Raw genomic sequence first — 24,186 nt, 5'->3', positions numbered from 1 at the left:
TTATCCTCCCTGTACTTCAGGTTTAGGTCGGCGCCGCATCGCGGCTCCGTGTCGCGCTGCCGCGCGCTGGCGCGCCCGGTCGCGAATAGTGTCAGCGTTGTTGAGCGCCGGATCGGGATCATTGAGCCCGAGTTGGCGCATTAAGTCCGCCGTCAGGTCATGCAAGGACGCGCCTTGCAGTATCAGCGCTACCGGCGGTTCCACGCCGAAATCCGCCCGCGCGCCGTTGCGTATTCGTACCGCCATCAGAGAATCCAGCCCCAGCTCGGTCAGGGGCTTGTCCAAGGGCACGGCGGGTTCGACAGTCGACTGGTCAGTGTAGCCCATCACCGCAGCGATGCGCGCACACATCCGCTCGGTCACCGCGCGCCGCGCCTCGCCCGGGTCGAGGTCGGCAAGCGCGTCGGGCCCGCCCCAGTCGCCGAGGTCACCCGCCGAGTCCAGCTCCTCGACCACCTGGGTGAAGTAGCTGATGCTGCGGATCTCCGGGAATGCGACCAGGGCCCGATCGGCACGCAGCCGAGCCACTCCAGTGCGGATCCGGTCGGCGGCAAGCAATGAGTCGAGAGCCTCGATGCCTTCTGCGACACTGATCGTGTCGAGAACACTGCCCACCAAGGCCTGGGCGACGCCTACCTCCGACCACGGACCCCAGTTGATCACCGCGGCCGGCAGGCCGGATGCCCTGCGCCATCCGACCAGCGCGTCCAGCCACGCGCTGGCGCACGCGTAGGCCGCTTGCCCGGGAGAACCCAATAGCGAAGCGGCGGAAGAGAATCCGAGCCACCAGTCGAGCTCGCAGTCAGCGGTGGCTTCGTGCATGCGCAGCGCACCGGTGGCCTTGGGTGCCCACACCCGTTCTAGGTTGTCCCTGCTCATAGAGAACACCAGGCTGTCTTCGATGACCGCGGCGGCGTGCACGACGCCGCGCAATTGGCCCCCAGACTGTCGGGCCGTCTCAATCAGCTTTTCTGCCACCCCCGGCGATGCCACGTCGCCACGGACAACCACGATCTCGGCGCGGGTCTGCAGTTCGGCCAGGACGTTGCACTGCTCGTCAGTGGGATCGCTGCGGCCACCCAGCACCACCCGGCCGGCGCCGCGGTCCACCAGCCAACGAGCGACGACCAGGCCGAGACCGCCGAGGCCGCCGGTGACGACGTACGACGCTCCCTGGCGCACCACCGGATGCCCTTTGGATACATCGATCGTGGCGCGCGACAGCCGTTCGACGAACCTGCGCTCGCCGCGCCACGCGATCACGTCATCATGGCGCGACCCACTCCCGGCATTCCGCAGTTCCGCGCTCAGCGCGGTCAGCGGGTCTTGTGTGATGTCCAGATCGACCAGGGTGGTGCGCATGTCCGGGTGCTCGAAGGCGAGCACCCGCACCAGCCCTTTCAAGGAAGCCGCCGCGGGTGTTCCCGGCTCGTCGTCGGCAACGGAAAGTCCGCCCCCGGTGACCAGCCATAGCCGCGGTGATCGGCCGTGCCACGTGCCGACGACCGCACGAACCACCGTGGTGATCGACCACACCGTGTCGCGCGCCGCCGCCAGCTCGTCGTCCAGTCGACTCGAGGCACCGCCGACGAACACCACCACGCCAACCGGCGGGTGCTCGGGATCGCCTGCCGTTTCTGCAAATGCGGCCAGCACCGCCGATTCGTCGTGGATATCGGCGGTGTGCACCCGCCGCATCGGTGAGCGCCACTGCTGCACGAAGTCGTCGGCCATCGACTTGGCCTGGGCCTTGCCTGGCGCATCCACCGTTGCATCGGCGAGTACCAGCCAACTTCCCCGCGTCGTCTCGGCAGCTGGCTCCGGAGCCGGCACGGCTGCGATCGGGCTTTCGGTCCATTCGGCATCGAAGATCTTCTGCTCTAGTGGCAGGGGTACCGCACGGCGTTCGACACGACGCAGATAGATGCCGTCCACTTCGGCCGCTATGTGGCCGGCGTCGTTGATTAGGACGATCCTGCCCATCTTTCCGGTGCCGCCGTCGAGGTTTGTCAGGTGGGCACGACACCTGACGTGCCGACCGATGTCGCGGTACACCCGGATGGTCTCGAACGACACTGGCAGATAGCTGGCTTCCGCCGACCCCGCGATCTCGCCGTCGGGTATCGCGGCACCCACGCTTTGCAATGCCGCATCCAATACCACGGGGTGCAGCCGATACCCGGGATGGCGCGGCGCCTCGTCGGGAATGCTGATCTCGGTTTCCGCGGAACCATCGGCCAGGCGCACGATCCGGCTTAAGGCCGCGAACGCCGGACCATGGTGTTGGCCGGTTTGGCGGAGCAGGGCATAAAAATCGGCCGGCGACACTGTTGTCCCGGTGGCGGGACCTTGGGCTTCCGGGTGCGCGTGCGCACATTCGCGCGGCGATTGTTCAACCTTGGCCGTGGCGTGTCGGCAGAACTCTCCGCCACGCGTGCGGGAATAGATCTCGACCCGAATCTGGCTGTCCCCGCCGCGAATTAACTGCGTCGTTAGCGGCGTGTGGCCGTCGAGGGGCAGCATCTGCTCCACCTCGAACTGGTTGATCACGATGTTGGGTGCGACGGCGTCGGCGGCTGTGCCGAGGGCTTCGCTGGCCGCCGCCAAGGCGATCTCGGCGAACCCCGCGGCCGGCATGATGGGTTGACCGAACACCTTGTGGTCTGCCAACCAGGGACAGACCTCGGTGCCGACATCGGTCTGCCAGACATGGTCTCCGTTGCGCGGCATCTCGATGTGCGCGCCCAGGAGCGGGTGGGTCGCGGCCAGCTCGGACATCGCCGAACGATCCGTGACCCAGAATCGCTGATGGTGCCACGGTGTGGGGGGCAGGTCGACAAGGCGACCGGTGGTGTGCTCGGACGCAGCCACACCGACCGCGGCGAGTTGGGCGTGGAAATACAGCGTCTGGTCCAGTTCGCGGTTCATCGTCGACATGACTGTATGGCTGCCGTCCGGATCCAGGGTGTCGGTGAGTGCGTGCGTGAGCACGGGGTGAGGGCTGATTTCGATGAAGGTGTTGTGGTCGACACCGGCGGCGGTGACGGCCTGGTGGAATCGCACCGGGTTGCGCAGGTTGGCCGACCAATAGTCGGCATCCGCCACCGGCTGCGCGCTTTCGTACGTAGTGGAAATGATCGGGATGCTCGGCGGCTGCGGAGTCAAATCCGCTAACGCGCTTCGCAACTCGGGCAGTATGGGATCGATGATCGGGTGATGGGAGGCCACGTCGACTTCGACGCGGCGCGCCAACCGGTTTTGCGTCGCTACCGCCGCGATCACCGTGTCCACCTGCTCGGGCGGCCCGGCGATCACCGTCTGGCGCGGTGACGCATGCACCGCCAGCGTCACCTGCGGATAGCCGGCAATCAGCGCCTCGGCGGCGTCGGCATCCAGCTCGAGCAGCGCCATCGCTCCCTGCCCCGACAGCCGCGCCATCAACCGCGACCGGGTGGTGATGACCCGCAAGCCCTGCTCGGGCGTCAACGCGCCGGCCACCACTGCCGCCGACACCTCACCCATCGAGTGCCCGATCACGGCATCTGGAATCACCCCATAGGACCGCCATAACTCGGTCAGCGCCAACTGCATCCCGACCAGCACCGGCTGGATGCGGTCGATGCCCACCACCTCGTCGCCGTCGATAAGCGTTTGCTGCAGCGAAAAGCCAACCTGGTCAACGAATATCGGATCCAGCTCGGCTACCGCCTTGGCGAACGCCGGTTCGTTGGCCAGCAACTGCTGGCCCATCGACGCCCACTGCGAGCCCTGACCCGAATACACAAAAACCCGGCCAGGCCCACCGGCATGCTGGTCGCAATCCACCACCCCAACGCGTGGTTGTCCGGCCGCCAGCGCTCGCAACCCCGCGATCGCCTCGGCGCGGTCACGCGCGATGACGGTGGCGAACTTGGCGTGCCGGGCCCGGTGCCGGTTCAACGTGTGTGCCACGTCGGCCAGTGGTGCCGCCGCGCCCGGCCCCGACATCCAGTCGGCCAGCACCGCCGCCGCCGACGCCACCCGCGCGGCCGTCTTGCCGGAGACGTTCAGCGCCGAAACATACGGCATGCCGCCGGCTGCGGCTACTGCGGTGTCGGGTGCCTGCTCGACCACCACGTGCGCGTTGGTCCCGCTGAGGCCGAACGATGACACCGCAGCCCTGCGTGGACCGGCAGCCGCCGGCCACGGGGCGCTTTCGGTCGGCACGAACAGCCGCGTCGCCGACGCGTCGATGGCCGGGTTCCACCGGGTGAAGTGCAAGTTGCGGGGAATGTGCCCACGTTGCACCGCCAGCACCGCCTTGATGAATCCAGCCACACCGGCGGCCGCCTCCAGGTGGCCGATGTTGGTCTTGACCGACCCCAATGCGCACGGGCTCTCGCCCTGGCCTTTACCCAGGCCATAAGTGGCCGCCAGCGACTCGAACTCGATGGGGTCCCCCAACACCGTTCCGGTGCCGTGTGTTTCGACATAGTTCACGCTGTCAGGGGTAACATCCGCAAGCTTGAGGGCGGATGTGATCACGTCACGCTGCGCCAGCGCGTTCGGTGCGGTCATGCCGTTGGACCGACCATCGGAGTTAGTTGCCGAACCGCGGACCACCGCAAGCACCCGGTCCTGGTCGCGCACCGCGTCGGCCAACCGCTTGAGCACCACCACGCCGCAGCCCTCGCCGCGCACGAATCCATCCGCGTTGGCGTCGAAGCTGTTGCATCGGCCGGTCGGTGACAGCGCCGACCACTTGGACAGCGCGATGGCGGTGAACGGTGACAAGGTGAGCTGCACCCCGCCCGCCAATGCCACGTCGGTTTCACGCAGGCGAAGGCTCTGACACGCCAAGTGAATTGCCACCAGCGACGACGAACAAGCGGTATCTACGGCGACGGCCGGACCACGCAATCCCAACAGATACGCGATCCGCCCCACCGCGGCACAGTGCGGGGTTCCGGTGCTCAGGTACGCGTCGATGTCGGCTCTGCGCTCGATATTGACGATCGTGTAGTCCCACGACGACAGACCCATCATCACGCCGGTTCGAGTGCCGCTCAAGGAATCCGGCGGAATACCCGCGTGCTCCAACGCTTCCCAGGCAACCTCGAGCAGCATCCGATGCTGCGGGTCCATCGCCACGGCTTCCCGAGGAGTGATTCCGAAAAAGTCGGCGTCGAACGCGTCGACATCGGAAACGAAACCACCCCATTTCGTCGTCATCCGACCCGACGCCGAAGGATCGGGATCGTAGAACGCGTCCGCATCCCACCGATCAGGCGGCACCTGCTCGATTGTGTCCACACCGTCGGCCAGTAGCTGCCAAAAGCTCTCTGGCCCAGTCACATTCCCCGGAAAGCGACAGCCGATGCCCACCACCGCCACCGGCTCGCAGATGTCGGTCGGGAAGGTCGTACCCGCACGGACGAGCTCGCGCGCCAGGGCCGCTCGCGCGTTCGGCGACAGTTGCGCCGCGCGCTCCGCCAGACTTGTCATGACTCGCCTCGCGTCGCAGCTTCCAGCTCGCTGGCGTCAACCAGATCGGCGAGCAAATCCATCTCCTCGTCGGACAGTTCGGGTTCTGTATCGGAAATCTCCTGCGCAGCCGCGGGTGTCGCGTAGTCCATTCGTTCGCACAGGGCGGTCGCGAGATCGCTGATCGTCGGGTATGCCCACACCAACGCGACCGGCAACGTGATGCCCAGACTTGCTTCCAGCCGATTGCGCAATTCCAGGCCCATCAGCGAGTCGAGTCCCAGGGTTTCCAGCGGTCGGTGGTGATCGATGGGATCGCCTGAGCGCAGCACCGCACGGATCTCGTCGGCGATCGCGGACGCGAGGTGGCCTGGGCGTTCGGCCGCGTCGAGGGCGTCTAGCTGAGCGCGAATCGCGCCCCCGCCGCGCCGCTGCCCACTTTTGCGGGCCGCCGAGTCATGCAGCTTCGCGAACAGCGAGGACCCCGCCACAGCGGGGAACGATTGGAACCACTGCCGCGCGTCGAGGCTGAACACACCGGTGCGCCCGCGATCGGCGGTGAGTACCGCCTGCATGGCGGCAAGCCCCTGCTCGGCGTTGATCATCTCCACCCCGAGGTCTTTGAAGAACTGCGCGCGTCCAACGTCGGCCCACGGGCCCCAGTTGATCCCGACAGCGGGAAGTCCGGCCGAGCGCCGATGCGCGACCAGGCCGTCGACCCACGAGTTGGCGGCGGCGTACGCGCCCTGCCCGGGAGTGCCCAGCAGCGCGGCGGCCGAGGAGAAGGTCAGCCACCAGTCGACGTCGCGCGCGGCGGTGGCCACATGAAGCCGCCAGCTGCCGGTGACCTTCGGGGCGAACACTCGCCGAGCGGCGGAATCGGTCATGTTCAACACGATCTCGTCGGCGAGAACCATCGCGCTGTGCACCACCCCGGCCAGCCGGAACCCGGCGTCTTCGACCGCCCGCACCAGCCGCTCGGCGGTGTCTGGCTCGGTGATGTCGCCGGTGATCACCTCGATCCGGCTACCGGAGGCGTTCAGCTCCGCGATAGCGGCTGCCACCTCGTCGCTGGGGGCCGAGCGTCCGTTGAGGACAATCAGTCCCGCACCTTGCTCAGCCAGCCAGCGCGCGACGACGAATCCGAGACCACCCATACCGCCGACGATGAGGTAGCCGCCGTCGCGGCTGACCAGAGGAAGTGGTGGCGGGGCAGCGATCGCCTCGATGCTGCCGTGCTGGGGTATCGAGATGACGATCTTGCCGGTGTGTTTACCGGATGCCATAAGCCGGAATGCGTCGGCCGCATCGTGCAGGCTAAATGCGGTGACGGGAAGTACCTCGAGTTTGCCATCCGCCACGTGCTGCAGGATGTGTTGCAGGAGTTGGCGGTAGCGCGCCGGCTGCAGCTTGAGATTCAGGTCGAGGTCGACCACGGAGAAGGACGCGCTCTTGGCTAGCGCGGCCAAGCCCAAGCTGGCATCGGCGTAGACGTCCTTCTTGCCCAGTTCGATGAACCGGCCACCGGGCGCAAGGATCTGCACGCCGCGTTGAATCGCCTCGCCCGCCAGCGAATTGAGAACGACGTCCACACCGTAGCCGTCTGTCAGCTCGAGGATCTCGTCAGCGAAATCCACGCTTCGCGAGTCGCCGACGTACTCGACACCGAGCCTGGAAAGCATTTCCCGTTTGGCGTCCGAACCGGCCGTCGTGTAGATGCGGGCGCCGATCATCTTCGCGATCGAGACCGCCGCCATTCCAACACCGCCGGTGGCGGAATGGATGAGCACGCGTTCGCCGGGGGATAGGCGCCCGACCTCGCACAGCGAGTGCCAGGCGGTGAGATAGGCGACGCCGAACGTGGCCGCCTCGTTGTCGGCTAGCGTGTCCGGAATTGGGACGACGAGATCGGCGATGGTCCCCAGATGGGTCCCGAATGTGCCAGGGCCGAATGCGATAACTCGCTGTCCGACCTCGACGCCGTCAACCTCGTCACCGATGGCCGTCACGTAGCCGACACATTCGCCGCCGATCACCGGCGCGGCACCGTCGAGTCCCGGATACACGCCCATCGCTTTGAGCACGTCGCTGAAGTTGAGTCCGGCGGCGACGACGCGAACCTCGACTTGATCGCCTTGCGGTCTGCCCCGTTTCACCTCGTGAACGTTTAGTGCGTCCAGCCGTCCGGGTTGATCGATCTGCAGTCGGACAGCTGCCCTGGAAGCGCCCGAGCTGTCCAGGTTCACCACCTGGTGGCGAGCTTCGGCGGCGAGATCACCACTGGTCGTGGTGGGTGCGGGCACCAGCCGGTTGACATAGCGTTGACCGTCGCGCAAGGCGACCTCGTCGGCCTCGGAACCGGCAAGCAACTCCTCGGCCAGGGCGGCCAGCGAGCCGGTGCCGTCCGGTTCGATATCTACGAGGGTGGTATTCAACTCCGAATGCTCAAATGTCAGCACCCGTGCGATGCCACGTAGGCCGGTCTGCGCCAACGTGACCGACTCGCCTGCGTCGAACTGTGCAGCGCCACGGGTGACGATCCACAGTCGGGGGCTCTTGCGGGCACCCATTCGCGTCACGGTCTCGACCACGCTGGCGACCAGCAGCGTGCGTGTGCGTGCCAACTCCAGTTGAGCCTCGTCCGGCATCGATTCGTCGTTCGCTCGGGGCGGACAGACCACAACGATCCCGTCCCAGGAGGTTCGGCTGATCGCCGCGCGCAGCGTGGCTTCGTCGGCCGCGGATGCCAGCTCGAGGTCGGTGATGCGGTCGCGCAGCGACGACTGCAGCGCGGGCAGCAGCGGGTCACCCGCGGCGGGGTCACCGATCAGCAACAGGGCACCCGTAGCCTCGGCGGTCTTTTCCAGCGGTGCGGGCTCCCACTCCAACATGAATAGGCGGTTGGTGAGTTCCGTTGCGCCACTGCCGGATCCGAGCACCGCCATCTCGACTTCATCGACGACCAGCAGCGGTTGGCCATTCGCGTCGGTCAGGACTACCTCGCCGACCAGCCGGTCACCGGCTGCGGCCAGAGAGCCGACCGCGCGAACCCCGCGGGTGATATCGCCGTACACGTGGACACCGGCGAAACGCACCGGTACCACCAAGGCCGAGTTGGAAGATGGGCCCTGCCGGGCGTCCTGGCCGCCGGCCAGATCGGTCGCCGTCCGGGTGGCTCCCAGTGTCTGCAACGCGATATCCATCATCACCGGGTGCAGCATGAACTCACGGGAACCCGTTCTGGCCGATGCGGGTAGCCGTACTTGCGCACGGGCCACGCCAGCTTGCGTGACGGCCAGCCCCACGATGCCTTGAAACGCGGGTCCGTGCTGTTGGCCGGCGCCGCGCAGGCGCTGATACAGGTCGTCGGGATCCAGTTGGTCCTCGAGGTCGGCAGTGGTTACCTCGCGCCGCTGTCCTTCGTGATCCAGCGGTGCTAACGGCTCGGCGCGGGCAACGGTGGCGGTGGCGTGGGTGGTCCATCCCGAAGACCCGCTGCGGGTGCGTATTTCGACCTGGCATCGCTGCTCGTCGCCGGTGAGCGTGGTGACCAACACGGTGCCTGGGGTCACATGCAGCATCTGCCGAAGGTCGAGCTCGCTGATCATCCAGGGCTGATCTTGCTCGACTGCGAAGGTGTCGGTCGCGGCCGCCAGCGCGATCTCAGCGTAGGCCGCCCCGGGCAGCACAACGAGATCGTCGATGACGTGATCGGCGAGCCACAGCAGATCAGGGTCGAGCTCGCTTTCCCAAACCCGGGTGCCGTTAGTGGGGTCGGTGACACCGACGCCAAGCAACGGGTGGGTGTCGGGCCTGTGGTAAGCGGCCGACGTGGCGGTGATCCAGTGCTGGGTGTGCTGCCATGGGGTGGTGGGCAGCACGGGGTGGGGTTCGGGGGGGTGGGGAGTCTGGGGGGGATGGGTGGTGTGGGTCGTGTTGAGGTTCGTGTGGAACTCGAGGGTGTCGTGAGCGTCGCGTTGCAAGGTGCCGATGCTCAGATAGTTGTCGACATCGTAGCTGGCGCGCAGGGTGTCGCTGATCGAGTGGGTCAGCAGCGGGTGGGCGCTGATCTCGATGAAGGTGTGGTGATCGGCGCCGGCATGAGCGATGGCCTGGTGGAACCGTACCGGGTTGCGCATGTTGGTTGCCCAGTGCTCGGCGTCGAACCTGGGGCCGGAACCCAGGGAAATGCCGAGGTCGGCGTAGGTGGTGGAGATGATCGGGATGGTCGGCGGTTGCGGGGTGAGATCGGCCAATTCCGAACGCATCGCCGGTTGCAGTGCATCCATGGCCGGGTTGTGGGGGGCCACCTCGATGTTGACTCGGGTAGCGAAGCCGTTCTGTTGGCGCACCTTGTCGATGAGCTCGTCGATCAATAGCGGCGGCCCGGAAATCACGGTTTGGCGTGGGGAGGCATAGATCCCCAGGCTCACCTCGGGGTAGTCGGCAATCAGCGCCTCAGTGGCTTCGGCGTCGAGTTCCAGCAACGCCATCGTGCCCTGCCCGGACAGCGGCGCCATCAGCCTCGACCGGACCGCGGTCACCCGTAATCCCTGGGCCGGGGTCAGCGCCCCGGCCACCACCGCGGCGGCCACTTCGCCCATCGAGTGACCTATCACCGCATCGGGTGTCACGCCGTATGAGCGCCACAACGCGGTCAGCGCCAGCTGCATCCCGATCAGTCCCAGCTGGATCTGTTCGATGCCAACCAACTCTTTTCCGCCGGCGATCACGTCGCGCAGCGAAAACCCGCCTTGAGCAACGAATTCCGGCTCCAGTTCGGCGATGGCAGCGGCGAATGCCGGCTCGTCGGCCAGCAGTTGGCGCCCCATTCCGGCCCACTGCGATCCTCGTCCCGAGTAGACGAACACCGTGCCGCCTCCGATGGAGCCTTCGCGGGGTGCCACCACCCCGGGGGCGGATTGACCCGCGGCCAGCGCGCGTAACCCGATCACCGCTTGGCGCCGATCGACAGCGGCTACCGTGCCGAACCTGGTCTGACGGGCCCGGTGATGGTTGAGGGTGTGCGCGACATCGGCCAGCGGCACCGCCGCGCCGGGGCCGTCCAGCCAATCTGCCAGCACCGATGCCGTCGCAGCCACCCGCGGTGCGGTCTTGCCGAACACCACCAGCGTCGACACCGCGGGAACGGGGCCGCGCTGCGGCTCCGTTCCCGCAGCGGCCATCGGATCGGGTGCCTGCTCGATCACCACGTGTGCATTCGTCCCACTGACGCCGAACGACGACACCCCCGCCCGGCGAGGTCGACCGGTGGTTGGCCAGTCAATACCATCGGCGGCGATCCTCAGCCGAGATGCGGCCTCACTTGCATGTGGTGTCAGCTGGTGGAAGTTAAGATGCCGCGGAATGTAGCCGTTGTGTACCGCGAGCACGGCTTTCATCAGCCCGGCGACACCGGCCGCCGCTTCCAGGTGACCGAGATTGGTCTTCACCGATCCAATCACCAACTGATCCGAACCCGCTCGATCGCTGAAAACCTTACTCAGTGAATCGAGTTCGATCGGGTCGCCCAGCGGAGTACCAGTTCCATGGGCCTCGACGTAGTCGATATCGGCCGCTGTCAACTTCGACGACGTCAATGCTTTGGCGAGCAACGCCTGTTGCGCTGGCCCGTTGGGAACGGTCACTCCGCTGCTGGCACCGTCCTGGTTGACCGCCGAACCGCGTACCACGGCAAGAATGCGGTTGCCGTCGCGCACCGCGTCATCCAGCCGCTTGAGCACCACCACCGCGGCACCCTCGCCGCGCACGTATCCATCGGCGGACGCATCGAAGGTCTTGCACCGCCCCTCCGGTGACAGCATCCCCCATCGCGAGCAAGCGATGCTGGGTCCCGGGCTCAGCAAAAGGTTGGTTCCACCCACCAACGCCATATCGCTTTCCCGCCCGCGCAGGCTCTGGCATGCCAGGTGCACCGCCACCAACGACGATGAGCAGGCCGTGTCGATGACCACCGCGGGTCCGCGTGCCCCGAGGATGTAGGCCAGCCGTCCGGCGGCGAAGTTCGCCGAGTTCCCGGTTGGGATGTACGCGTCGAGGTCAACAGGTCGTAGCCGGCCCGCCAGCGTGAGCATGTAGTCGTAGGCGGTGACACCGACGAATACCGAGGTTTGCGTACCGCGAATGGTGTGTTGCGGGACGCCCGCGTCTTCTAGCGCTTCCCACGCAACTTCAATCAACAATCGCTGCTGCGGGTCCATCGCCGCCGCTTCGCGCGGGGAGATTGAGAAGAACTCCGCATCGAACTCATCTGGCTGCCAGCTGGTGAGAAAACCGCCTTCGGTGCTGCAGATGGTCCCCGGCACGGTGTGATCATCACAGTAGTAGGCGTCGGCGTCCCACCGCTGCGCGGGAACCCGGACGATGCCGCTTCGGCCGGCGCACAACAAATCCCAGAACTGTTCGGGGTTGTTGACCCCGCCCGGGAACCGGCAACCCATGCCGATCACCGCGATCGGTTCGCTGCTGGATTTTTCGGCGATTTCCAGGCGCGCCGTGAGATCATCGATCTTGTGCAGCGCCTCGGTGATGATCGCTCGGCGATCTGGTGTCGCTGCGGTCATTGTGTTCCTCTTAGTCGTTCCGAAAGTTGTTCCAACAACTCGGCTTCGGTCAGTTCGTGGTAGGAGTCGGTGGCTTGCTGGGTTGCGACTGCGGTTGCCCCAATTTCGAGGAGCTCAGGCAGGACGGTGGCCAGGTAGTCGGTGAGGCTGTAAACGGTCGGATAGTCGAAAACCACGGACGCCGGCAAGAACTCGCCCAGGCTTTCCGACAACGCCCGCTGAAGTGTCACGCTCATTAGCGAGTCCATGCCGAGTTGGAAGAAGCCGGCCGACGGATCGAGCGGCTCCGTGGGCGGCATTCCCATCACCGTGGCGGCCAAGGCGCCCACATGGTCGAACAACATGTCCCGTCGTTTCTCCGCCGGGCAGCTACGCAACGATGTGCGGAATTCGCTTTCGCCCTTCCCGACGTCTTCCGGTGCCGGCAACAGGTCGTCGACTATGCGAAGGGCTCCCCGCGTTCGATATGCCGCGGCCAACAAGGGCCAGTCCGCGGCAACCACCACGGTCGCGACTGCCGCATCGGGGTTCATCACCAGCGGTAGCGCGCCGATGGCCACCTCGTCAGCCATGGGTTGCAGCCCGGATTCCGCGCTGATTTGAGTCGCGTCTTTTTGCACATCGGCCAGCGACTTCCACAGTCCCCAGTCGACGACGGTGGCCGGCAGGCCCATGGTGCGACGCGCGCCGGCGAAGCTGTCCAGGAAGGCGCTGGTCGCGGTGTAATGGGCGAGCCATCGAGAACCCAGCAGACCTGACACCGAAGAGAACAAAACGAAGTGGCGCACTGGGCTCTTCAGTGACCGTCGGTGCAACAACGCCAAGGCGTCCAACTTGGGACGAAACATGGTGGTCACGTCGTCGTCGGTCATCTCGCTCAGCAGCGCTGGGCGGCCCGCAAAGGCCGCCAGATAGATTCCCTCCAGTGGCGGTAGCTCCGTGCCGAATCGGTCGAACAGGGTTTGCATGGCGGCGGGATCGGTCGCATCGGCGGCCACCGCGATGAGATCTGTTCCGGTCGCAGCGAGACATTGGGTCAACTCGTCGAGCGCGCCGGGCTTGCGAGCCATCGCGACGATTGTCTTAGCCCCCATCCGCGCGAGCTGTCGGATGAGATGCGGTCCGATGTTGCCGGTCGCACCGATGACGAGCTGGCTGGCGTCGGCATTCAACGTGACCGGTTTCCCCGGAAGAGTTCGCCTCTGCAGCCGGGGTACATGGCGTGCGCCCGACCGGTATACGACCTGATCCTCCCCGTCGGTACCGTGGGCTGCAGTCAGCACATGCCGCACGGCCAGCTCTGCGGGCATCGAATCGTCGAGATCGATTATGCCGCCCCAGATTTCAGGATGCTCTAGTGCCAGCGACCGGCCGAGACCCCACAGCACAGCGTGGCCAGGGTTGGCTCGGTCGCCTTCCGAGATGGGCTGGGCGTTGCGGGTCATGATGAACAACTTCGGCGGGGAAATAGCCGTGGCGCTGCTGGCGACCATCGCGGCGGCTAGCCGTCGCGTTGCGTGGAAAACCTGGTAGGCCGATTCAATATCGAGGAGTTCACCGGGGACGGGTGGAGCGTAGAGCACGTTGTCCACACCGCGCAGCGCGTCGAGCAGTGCGGCCGGATCGCTGCCTGCTGCGAGCGCCGGCGGCGAGAGGCTGTCTACCCGAGAATCGGCCGCACGGGCCAGCTCGTGGCAGAGTTCGTTGTCTGCCACCACGAGCCAGGCGGCGGTGCTGGGCGGGTCGGCGCTGACTGCCGGGCGGATCGGCCAGGCCAGCTGGTGGCACCAGTCTTCGAGCGCACGGCTCTCGGATGTCGATTGTCCGTTCACCACAACCTTATTGCTGCCCGGATCTTCTGGCGCTGCCGTGCTCGGGTGCGTGGTGGCGATCCAGTGGTGGGTGTGTTGCCAGGGTGTGGTGGGGATGGTGGGGTGCGGCTCGGGCGGGTGACAGGTATGCGGTGGGTGGGCGATGTCGGCGGTGTAGAGGTTGGTGCGGAAGGTGACCGTGTCATCGGCATCACGCTGCAAGGTGCCAATGCTCAAGTATTTCGCTGCGGACTTGGTTGGGCGGTGCGCGTCTTCCAAGGTGTCGGCAATCGCCTGGGTCAGCAGCGGGTGTGCGCTGATCTCGATGAAGGTGTGGTAGGCGCCGTCGGCGCCGCTACCGGCGGAAGCGATGGCCTGCTGGAAGCGCACGGGGTTGCGCATGTTGGTGGCCCAGTGTTCGGCGTCGAAGATCGGTTGGGTGTGCAAGTCTGCGTAGGTGGTGGAGATGATTCCGATGGTGGGGGTCCGTGGGGTCAGATCGGCCAGCTCCGAACGCATCGCCGGCTGCAGCGCATCCATGGCCGGATTGTGCGGGGCGACTTCGATATTGACCCGACTGGCAAACCGGTTTTGCGCGCGCACCCGGGCGATCAACTCATCGATTTGTTCGGTCGGCCCGGCGATCACGGTCTGCCGCGGCGAGTTGTAGATCCCCACTGTCACCTGCGGGTAGTCCGCGATTAACGCTTCGGTGGCCGCAGCATCGAGTCCCAGCAGTGCCATGCCGCCCTGGCCGGACAATGGCGCCATCAACCGTGCGCGGGTGGCGGTCACCCGCAGACCCTCGGCCGGAGTCAGCGCTCCGGCGACCACGGCGGCGGCCACCTCGCCCATGGAGTGGCCGATCACCAGGTCGGGCTGCACCCCGTAGGAGCGCCATAGCTCAGTCAATGTCAGTTGCATGCCGATCAGGCCAAGCTGGATCTGCTCGATACCGACTAGCTCCTTGCCGGTGGCGATCACGTCGCGCAGCGAGAAGCCGGCTTGCTCGACAAACACCGGTTCCAGCTCGGCGACCGCGGCGGCGAAAGCCGGCTCGTCGGCCAACAATTGGCGACCCATCCCGGCCCACTGCGAGCCGCGGCCGGAGTAGACGAATACGGTGCCCGGCCCCGGCGAACCGTCCTGGTGGCTCACCACTCCGGGAGCGTGTTGGCCGGCGGCCAGCGCGCGCAGTCCGGCTATCGCCTGGGCGCGGTCACGGGCTACGACGGTGCCGAACGTGGCTTGGCGGGCCCGGTGATGGTTGACCGTGTGGGCGACATCAGCTACGGCCACCTCGGCGCCCGGACCTTCCATCCAGTCGGCCAGCACCTGCGCCGTCGCGGCCATCCGCTGGGCCGTCTTACCCGTCACCACCAACGTCGACACCCCGGTGTCCTCGCCGCCTTCGGATACCGGAGCCAGCTCGCTACCTTGCTCGATGATCACGTGTGCGTTCGTCCCGCCCAATCCGAACGACGACACCGCCGCCCGGCGCGGCCCCTCCGCGGTTGGCCACGGGGAGTTCTGCGTGGGAACGAAAAACCTGGTCGACGCGGCATCGATAGCTGGATTCCATTGCGAGAAATGCAGATTCGGCGGGATCGTCGCGCGTTGTACCGCCAGCGTCGCCTTGATGAACCCCGCGATCCCGGCGGCCGCCTCCAGATGACCGATGTTGGTTTTCACCGCACCCAACGCGCATGCGTCCCCGCCGTGGCCATACGTGGCGGCCAGGGCCTCGAATTCGATCGGGTCGCCCAGCACCGTGCCGGTTCCATGGGCCTCTACGTAATTCACGCTGTCAGGCGCCACATCGCCGGATCGCAAGGCATCGGCGATCACATCGCACTGGGCTGCCGTATTCGGCGCCGTTACGCCATTGGACCTGCCGTCCTGGTTGACTGCCGAACCGCGCACCACCGCCAGCACCTGGTCGCCGTCGCGCACCGCGTCCGTCAACCGCTTGAGCACTACCACTCCGGCGCCCTCACCGCGCACAAATCCGTCTGCCGCCGCATCGAATGCGGCACACCGGCCCTGCGGGGACAGCAATCCCCAGGCAGAGATAGCGATTTGGGTCTCTGGGCGAAGGGTGATACTCACTCCACCGGCGAGAGCCAGATCGGTCTCGCGCAGCCTCAGACTCTGACACGCCAGGTGCACAGCCACCAACGACGACGAGCAGGCGGTGTCCACCGCGACCGCCGGACCCCGTAATCCCAACAGGTAGGAGATGCGACCCACCGTGATGCTGTGTGCATTTCCGGTCCCGCTGTAGGCGTCTACGTTCTGCGGACTGGCGGCCAACATGGACTGATACTCGTTGAAATAGACCCCCATCATGACGGCGGTTCGGGTGCCGCCGAGGGAATCCGGTGGTATGCCGGCATGTTCGAGTGCTTCCCAGGCAACCTCCAGCAGCATTCGCTGCTGCGGGTCCATCGCCGCGGCTTCCCGCGGTGTGATACCGAAGAATTCGGCGTCGAAGCCCGCGACGTCAGGGACGAAGCCGCCCCACTTCGTCGTCATCCGCCCCGGTGTTAGCGGGTCGGGGTGGTAAAACGCTTCTGCGTCCCATCGATCTGCCGGCACCGTCGAGATCGCATTCCTGCCCGCGACCAGAAAGTCCCAGAAACTCTCTGGTCCATCCACATCTCCCGGAAAGCGGCAGCCGATGCCAACCACCGCAACCGGCTCGGCCACGGCGATGCGAGAGACCCTGTCGAACTCGTCGGCTAGGGAGGTGCGCTGTTGCGCGGTCATACCGGAAATCCGGCTGAAAGCCGTTCGCATCACACCGACCTCTCGGCCTCAGGCGGCGCCGATTCGATGCGATCGAATAGACTGTCCAACACACTTCCGGCCGACGAGGATAGCGCGGAAATCTGGTTGTCTTGTGACACATCGTGCGGTGCCACACGTTTGGCAAGGTAGCTGGCGAGTGATTTGACCGTTGGGTGGTTGAACAACATGGTGGCAGACAACTCGATGCCGACAAACTGCTCGGCCTCGCGCCGAATCGCCATTGCCATAAGGGAATTGAGACCCAACTCGGCGAACGGGCGGTCGGTGTCCAGCTCTTTCTCAGGCACTCGCAGCTCGGCTGCAATGATGCGGCGTAACCCCTGTTCGAGCTCGGATCGCACCTCGGTCGCTGCCATCACCGACCAGTTCCGCGCCGGCAATAGGTAAGCGTTCGCACCGGATCCATCGGCGCCCGCCGGAGCGGGCATGGGCACCACGACCGCTTGCGCGACGTCGTAGCCATCGACGAATTCCCAAGCGGTGAATGCCTCCGACGGCGTGATGTCACGCGAACCCATTCGCGCTAGCTCTTCGCTGACGAGCTGGGCGTCCGCGGCCAATCCGAGCCCCCGCCAGGCTACCCAGTCGAGGCTCATGGTGTGGCAGCCCTGTTGCCGGCGCGCCCGCGCCAGCGCGTCCAAGTAGGAATTGGCGGCGGCGTAGGAACCCTGCCCTGGAATGCCGAATATCCCGGCAGCCGAGGCGGTCAAGTAGAAGAAGTCCACGCTGCCGGGCGGAAATGCGTCGTGTAGGACCTGGCTGCCGCCGATCTTCGGCCACATAACCTGTCGCACCGCATCGCCGGTCATGCTCGTCACCAATTGATCGTTGGTAATGCCCGCGGCGTGGATGATCCCGCGGATCGGTGCCGCTCCGTCACGGTCGCGCGCGGCCAACAGGGCCTGCACGTCTTCGCGGCAGCCGACGTCGGCGGCGACGGCTTCGACAGTCACCCCGCGCATTTCCAGGGCGCGGATCGCGTCGATCCTCCGGCGCAGCTCGGTGTCGAGGGTGTCGAGTTGCCAGTCCCGCCGTGGCGGCAATGGCGTGCGGCCGGTCAACACCAATCGATGAGCGCCGCGGTCGGCGAGCCAATCGGCCATCAGCAGGCCAAGGGCGCCCAGGCCGCCGGTGATGAGGTAGGCCGCGTCGGGCCTGCACTGCAAGGACTTGCGCGCCGGCTCGCCACGGACGGGAGCCAAGGCCGGGGCGAGCACCACGCCGTCACGACGCACCAAGATCGACTTGCTTGGTTTGGCAAGCAGTTCGGCAAGTGCCGGCCCGAATTCGCCTAAGTCGTCGTTGATCGCGAGATCGACCAGTCCGCCCCACAGCTCGGGATGTTCGGCGGCGATGACACCGGCAAGGCCCCACAGGAAACTCTGGCGCAGCGCGGACGGGGCGACCGATTCGTGAACTCCGCGGGTGAGGATCCATAGCGCCGCGGGCTTATCCGCATCGCGTTCCGCGAGAGTCCGCACCAGACCGGTGATTTCGGTACAGATCCGGACGGCGAAGTCGACGTCGGTCTCGTCGGCGCCAGCCGGATCAGAATCCGCGACGTAAACGACGTAGCGGGCCTGCGACACCCCATCGGACATCACGGCCGGCTGGTAGCCCGCCCCTTCGAGGGTCTCACACAGCGCTGCGCCGTCATCGCCGATTATCGCGACGGGTCCTGGATGGGTTACCTGTTCGGCCCCTGGGTGCGTCGCGTCCGGAACGGTCTGCGGTTGCCAGTCGATCGTGTGTACGAAATTGGTGGCATCACAGTAGGCCTCGACCGGACCGGTCGACGCGGGCGGTTGCGCCCTACCAACGTCTAGGCCAAAGTCCAGAGCCCGGTATCGAAGCGACCTCATCGACAGGGACGGCACTTCGCCGTGGGCTGCAACGGTGACATCGACGGTGATCCCGTCGTCGTCGTGAGCGGTGCGGTTCAGCGTCACCGAGCTACGCGGCCCGGTGACGACATCGCCGAGCGATATCTGCTCGATGCTTGCCGGCACGTAGAGCCGCGAATCAGCGACGTCCGATAGCGCGGCGAGGTGCACCGCGGCGTCAAGGAGCGGCCCAGTCGACCCTTCGGGCAGAGCTTCGGGGAGATCGATCGCAACCGTGAGGTTGCTCGAGTGCTGTGTCCACGACGCGACGGTCCATGAGAAAGGCAGGCCATCGATGCCGCGCATTGCGAGCAGCTCGGCCAGGTCGGGAATCAGGTCGCGGTGAGCACGTTCGGGCGGCTGCCCGTTGGCGCGATGGTGCTCGTTCAAGCTGCTGGCCGAATCCGACGGTGACGAGGAAAGTTGTGCGGTAACATGCCGCGTCCACCGGTCTGAGGGTGTTCCGGCAGCCGGACTCGAGGCCAGGCTGATCGCCCGGTTGTCGGCGACGACCTGGATTAGACGTGGCCGGTCGGCGAAAATGGGTTGCTCGAATCGGACCTCGGACAACGCGGAGTAGCCCAATTCTGTTGCAGCGGAAAGGATTGTGTGCAGCACAACAGAAGCTGGGACCACCTCGACTTGGTGGAATCGATGACCGCCCTGGTACGGCTTGGCGTCCGGAGCCAGCCTTGCTTGCCAGAGGTGGGAGGGCGGACTCGCTGAGACCGTGGCGACGGTGGTGTGTTGGCCGAGCAGTGTGCCCGCTCGGGGGGCCGATCCAACAGAGCCGGCCGGATATTTGGTGGTGATCCAGTGACGGGTGTGTTGCCACGGGGTGGTGGGGATGGGCGGATGTGGCTCGGGGGGGTGGGGGGTGTGCGGTGGGTGGATGGTGTGGGCCTTGTTGAGGTTGGTCCGGAAGGTCACGACGTCGTCGGTGTCGCGTTGCAGGGTCCCGAGGCTGGTGTATCTGGCTCCGGGTTGAGCGCTGTGCAGAGTGTCGATGATGGCCTGGGTCAGCAGCGGGTGTGCGCTGATTTCGATGAAGGTGTGGTAGGCGCCGTCGGCGCCGCTACCGGCGGAAGCGATGGCCTGCTGGAAGCGCACGGGGTTGCGCATGTTGGTGGCCCAGTGTTCGGCGTCGAAGACCGGTTGGGTGTGCAAGTCTGCGTAGGTGGTGGAGATGATTCCGATGGTGGGGGTCCGTGGGGTCAGATCGGCCAGCTCCGAACGCATCGCCGGCTGCAAAGCATCCATGGCCGGATTGTGCGGGGCCACTTCGATATTGACCCGACTGGCAAACCGGTTTTGCGCGCGCACCCGGGCGATCAACTCATCGATCTGCTCGGTGGGCCCGGCGATCACCGTTTGCCGTGGTGAGTTGTAAATACCGAGCGTCACCTGTGGGAAGTCGGCAATCAACGCCTCGGTAGTGGGCGCGTCGAGTTCCAGCAGTGCCATGCCGCCCTGGCCGGACAACGGTGCCATCAGCCGTGACCGGGTGGCGGTCACCCGCAGACCCTCGGCCGGGGTCAGTGCCCCGGCGACCACGGCGGCGGCCACCTCGCCCATGGAGTGGCCGATCACCAGGTCGGGCCGCACCCCGTAGGAACACCATAATTCGGTCAGGGCCAGCTGCATCCCGATCAACCCGAGCTGAATCTGCTCGATACCGACCAGTTCCTCGCCGTTAGCCAGCACGTCGTGCAACGAAAAGCCGGCTTGCTCGACAAACACCGGTTCCAATTCGGCGACCGCGGCCGCGAAAGCCGGCTCGTCGGCCAACAATTGACGGCCCATGCCAGCCCACTGTGAACCGCGGCCGGAGTAGACGAACACGGTGCCCGGCCCCGGCGAGCCGTCGGCAGGGTTGACCACGCCGGGGGCGTGTTGGCCGGCGGCCAGCGCACGCAATCCGGCTATCGCCTGGGTACGGTCACGGGCCACCACCGTGCCGAACTTGGGTTGCCGCGATCGGTGGTGATTGAGGGTGTGGGCCACGTCGGCCAAGGCCACGTCAGCGCCGGGCCCTTCCATCCAATCGGCTAGCATCCCCGCGGTCGCGGACACCCGCTGCATAGTCTTGCCGGCCACTACCAGGGTCGACACCGCCGGACTTAAGCCTTGTCCAGGCGCGGGGCGCACCTCCTGGCCCTGCTCGATCACCACGTGCGCGTTTGTGCCACCGAAGCCGAACGACGACACACCGGCACGGCGGGGATGGCCCGTTGCCGGCCATTCAGTTTGTGTGTCAACGACTTTCATCCGCAAGTCGGTAAAGGGAATGTGCGGGTTCGCGGTTTCGAAGTGCTGATTTGGCGGAATCTGGCCATGCTGCACAGCCAGCACCGTCTTGATGAAGCCCGCGATTCCAGCCGCAGCCTCGGTGTGACCGAGGTTGGTCTTGACAGAGCCGATGAGCAACGGAGAATCCTCGGGCCGGCCGCGACCCAGCACCGTTCCGAGAGCGCGGGCTTCGATCGGGTCGCCCAACAGCGTCCCTGTTCCGTGCGCTTCGACGTAGTCGACCTCGCTGGGCTGCATCCCCGCGTTGGTGTAGGCGGCACGCAGCACCGCCATCTGGGCCGCTGGGTTGGGGGCCATCAGCCCGTTGGATCGGCCGTCCTGGTTGACCGCAGAACCGCAGATCACCGCAAGCACCCGATCCCCGTCGCGCTGTGCATCGGTCAACCGCTTGAGCACCACTACCCCGGCACCCTCGCCGCGGACAAACCCGTCGGCGGTCGCATCGAACGCACGGCACTGACCTGTCGGGGACAAGGCGCCGACTTGGTCGAAACCGCGAAATACCGCCGGGGACAACAACAAATTCACGCCGGCTGCGATTGCCAGGTGACAGTCCTGGGTCCGAAGGCTCTGGCAGGCCAGGTGGATCGCTACCAACGACGACGAGCATGCGGTGTCTACCGCCACCGACGGGCCGCGCAGGTCAAGGAAATACGAGAGGCGGTTGGCGATGATGCTCATCGCGCCACCGCTATTGCTCCAACCATCGACCTGCGACAGATCGGCGGAAGCCATCGCACCGTATTCGCTCAGGCATGCCCCGGCAAACACTCCTGTTGCCGAGCGGCGCAGCGTGCCGGGCGGGATTCCCGCGTGCTCCAACGCTTCCCAGGCCACTTCCAGCAGCAGGCGTTGCTGGGGGTCCATCTTGTCGGCTTCGCTGGGGGAGATCTCGAAGAATTCCGCGTCGAAGGCGTCGATGTCGGGCAAAAATGAGCCCCACCGTGTAGTGCGCGCTAGCGCCGCGGCTACCTCGGGTGGCCCGCCTTCGAAGGGCTGCCATCGTTGCGGCGGCACCTGGCTGATCGAGGAACGGCGTTCACAGAGAAAGTCCCACAATGCTTCTGGGCACGAAATCCCGCCAGGGAAACGACATCCCATGCCGACGACGGCGATTGGCTCGTCGAGTGAGTTCCGGGCACCACGCTTGACTGCGGCGTCGGAGTCGGGGCTCGGCTCGGGTGCGGCCAGATACGCGGCCAGCGCGTTGATCGTCGGGTGCTCCCAGAAGTCAATCGGCGATACGGTCCTGCCCAGCAGCTCTGACAGTTCGCCGGACAGTACGACCGCGTCGCGGGAGCTGACGCCGAGGTCGGCAAGCGACAGATCGGGGTCCACCTCGTCAGGTGTGCAGCCGATATTGGTTACTAGGTAGTCGATTAGCCAGTGGCGAAGGTCGGCTTCACCACTGATGCTTCCCGTCATACGGCTACGTCCAGCCGCTTGAAGCCGTCGCTGCGATAGCGTTCGACGCAGGCTGACCGCCGGATCTTGCCGCTGGTGGTGATGGGAATCGAACCAGGTGACACCAGAACGAGATCGGCCACCCGCAGGCTGTGTGACTTCGATATCGCGGAGGTGACCTCACGCTTCACCGAGCGGAGCTTGAGCATGACCTCTTCGGCGGTACTACCGCGTCGCTTGAATTCGATGATCGCCACCAGTTGTTCGGTGATGTCGTCGGGCACTGCGATCGCCGCGGCCCGTCCACCGGTGATCTCCTGGATCGTTGCCTCGATGTCGTCGGGGTAGTGGTTGCGCCCGTCCACGATGAGCAGGTCTTTGATGCGGCCCATGATGAACAGCTCACCATCGGAAATGACGCCCAGGTCGCCGGTGCGCAGCCACGGCCCCTCCGGGGCTGCCGGCGCGGGATCGACCAGCTTGGCGTCGAAGACCTGCGCGGTCTGCTTCGGCTTCTGCCAATACCCCATAGTCACGTGGTCGCCATGCACCCAGATCTCACCGACCACTCCAGGCGGATTCTCAACCATGGTCTCCGGGTTGACGATTCGCACAGACGATGGGTCGGGGGAGCCGTAGCTGATCAGTTCGGTGCCGACCGACCCATCGGTTCCGCAGGGCCGAGCCTGCCCGGCGGTCAGCTGCTCGTAGTCAAAACGGACCGTCTTGGGCGCGGCGCCGGCTTCGGGAGCTGCCACATATAAGGTCGCTTCCGCGAGCCCGTACGACGGCCGTATCGCGGTGGGGCTGAGATTGTACGGCGCGAACCGCTCGATGAACCGCCGCACGGTTGCCACATGGATTCGCTCACTGCCACTGACGATGCCGACCACGTCGCGCAGGTCGAGCCCCGCCATGTCCTGGTCAGATGTTCTGCGCACGGCCAGCTCGAAGGCGAAATTCGGTGCCGCAGAAAAGCACCGGCCGCTGGTGGCAAGCAGTTGCATCCAGCGGGCCGGACGGCGCAAAAATGACATTGGGCTCATCAACATCGCGCGGCGTCGGGCCACCAGCGGTGCGCAAATTCCGAGAATCAGGCCCATATCGTGATACAAAGGCAGCCACGACACCACAGTCCCGGTCGGAATCTTTGCGGGATCGCCGAAATAGCCGTACATACTTTGTGTCACATTGGCAATGACATTCGTGTGCGACACAATGACTCCGGCCGGCGTACGCGTCGATCCGGACGTGTATTGGAGATAAGCCGCCCCGGTGTGCTGACGAGAGAAAGCCGGCATCTGTCGCGGCGAGTCCAAATCAAGCAGATCAACCTCAACTACGACCGGGGCAGGCTGCCCGTCGTGGCTGGCTGCGTATTTCGTTACATCGCCTACCACGGACGAAGTCGTGAGAATGGCTACCGGCTTGGAATCCTGCAACACCGCAGAAACGCGGTCATCGTGAATGCCATACTGTGGAGTTGACAGCGGAACCGCGATAAATCCAGCCTGAAGTGCGCCCAGGAATGCAAGGACATATTCCAGTCCTTGTGGCGCTAAAACCGCCACTCGATCTCCGGGTAACCCGCATAACTTGAGTTCTTCAGCAATGATGCATGCACGACTGTAGACCTGCGACCAAGTCAAGCTGTCAGCAAATCCCTTGGGGTCGGATCCGTAGTCGATGTACGTATATGCAGTGCTGTCAGGCTGCTGGTCGGCCCTCTCTTGCAGCAAAGAGGGCACTGAACGGTCGGTCACCGGCATCGCCTTGTACTCCCATTCGGCTTTCTGGCGTTCACTATGTTTTTTGCGGACCCTGCGAACCCCTGTCGGATCGCACGTCGGGACATCCCCACCGCTCTGAAACGTGCCGGTCTGAACTGACCAAGCCACCTGACGATTACGCAGTTCTGCT

Annotated in this window: 5 protein-coding genes; all 5 read right to left on the bottom strand. The window is 65.6% G+C overall.

Features of this window, described 5'->3' with window-relative positions; genetic code table 11:
• The 5 genes from ppsD to fadD26 are packed head-to-tail and all read right to left on the bottom strand — an operon-like array spanning position 1 to position 24,035.
• Positions 1-5,484, bottom strand: a complete 5,484-nt coding sequence (gene ppsD, locus Rv2934; RefSeq protein ID NP_217450.1) for a phthiocerol synthesis polyketide synthase type I PpsD — start codon at positions 5,482-5,484, stop codon at positions 1-3.
• The gene (gene ppsC, locus Rv2933) at positions 5,481-12,047 is read right to left on the bottom strand and encodes a phthiocerol synthesis polyketide synthase type I PpsC (RefSeq protein NP_217449.1); all 6,567 of its coding nucleotides are present in this window, start codon (positions 12,045-12,047) and stop codon (positions 5,481-5,483) included. The genes ppsD and ppsC overlap by 4 nt, the downstream gene beginning before the upstream one ends.
• Positions 12,044-16,660, bottom strand: coding sequence for a phthiocerol synthesis polyketide synthase type I PpsB (gene ppsB / locus Rv2932; RefSeq protein ID NP_217448.1), 4,617 nt, complete (start codon positions 16,658-16,660; stop codon positions 12,044-12,046). Before ppsB ends, ppsC begins: the two co-directional genes overlap by 4 nt.
• Positions 16,657-22,287 (bottom strand): phthiocerol synthesis polyketide synthase type I PpsA, encoded by a 5,631-nt coding sequence (gene ppsA, locus Rv2931; RefSeq protein ID NP_217447.1) that lies wholly within the window; start codon positions 22,285-22,287, stop codon positions 16,657-16,659. The genes ppsB and ppsA overlap by 4 nt, the downstream gene beginning before the upstream one ends.
• Positions 22,284-24,035: a fatty-acid--CoA ligase FadD26 gene (gene fadD26, locus Rv2930; RefSeq protein ID NP_217446.2), complete on the bottom strand. Its 1,752-nt coding sequence runs from the start codon at positions 24,033-24,035 to the stop codon at positions 22,284-22,286. Before fadD26 ends, ppsA begins: the two co-directional genes overlap by 4 nt.
• Between the last annotated feature and the right edge of the window lie 151 nt (positions 24,036-24,186).

This window comes from Mycobacterium tuberculosis H37Rv (assembly GCF_000195955.2).
Lineage (GTDB): Bacteria > Actinomycetota > Actinomycetes > Mycobacteriales > Mycobacteriaceae > Mycobacterium > Mycobacterium tuberculosis.
This window is presented reverse-complemented; position numbering and strand designations above follow the sequence as displayed.

Excerpts from the sequence above, each read along its gene's own strand:
- ppsA (NP_217447.1), bottom strand. The coding sequence starts at position 22,287 with ATGACGGGAAGCATCAGTGGTGAAGCCGACCTTCGCCACTGGCTAATC.
- ppsD (NP_217450.1), bottom strand. The coding sequence starts at position 5,484 with ATGACAAGTCTGGCGGAGCGCGCGGCGCAACTGTCGCCGAACGCGCGA.
- fadD26 (NP_217446.2), bottom strand. The coding sequence starts at position 24,035 with ATGCCGGTGACCGACCGTTCAGTGCCCTCTTTGCTGCAAGAGAGGGCC.
- ppsC (NP_217449.1), bottom strand. The coding sequence starts at position 12,047 with ATGACCGCAGCGACACCAGATCGCCGAGCGATCATCACCGAGGCGCTG.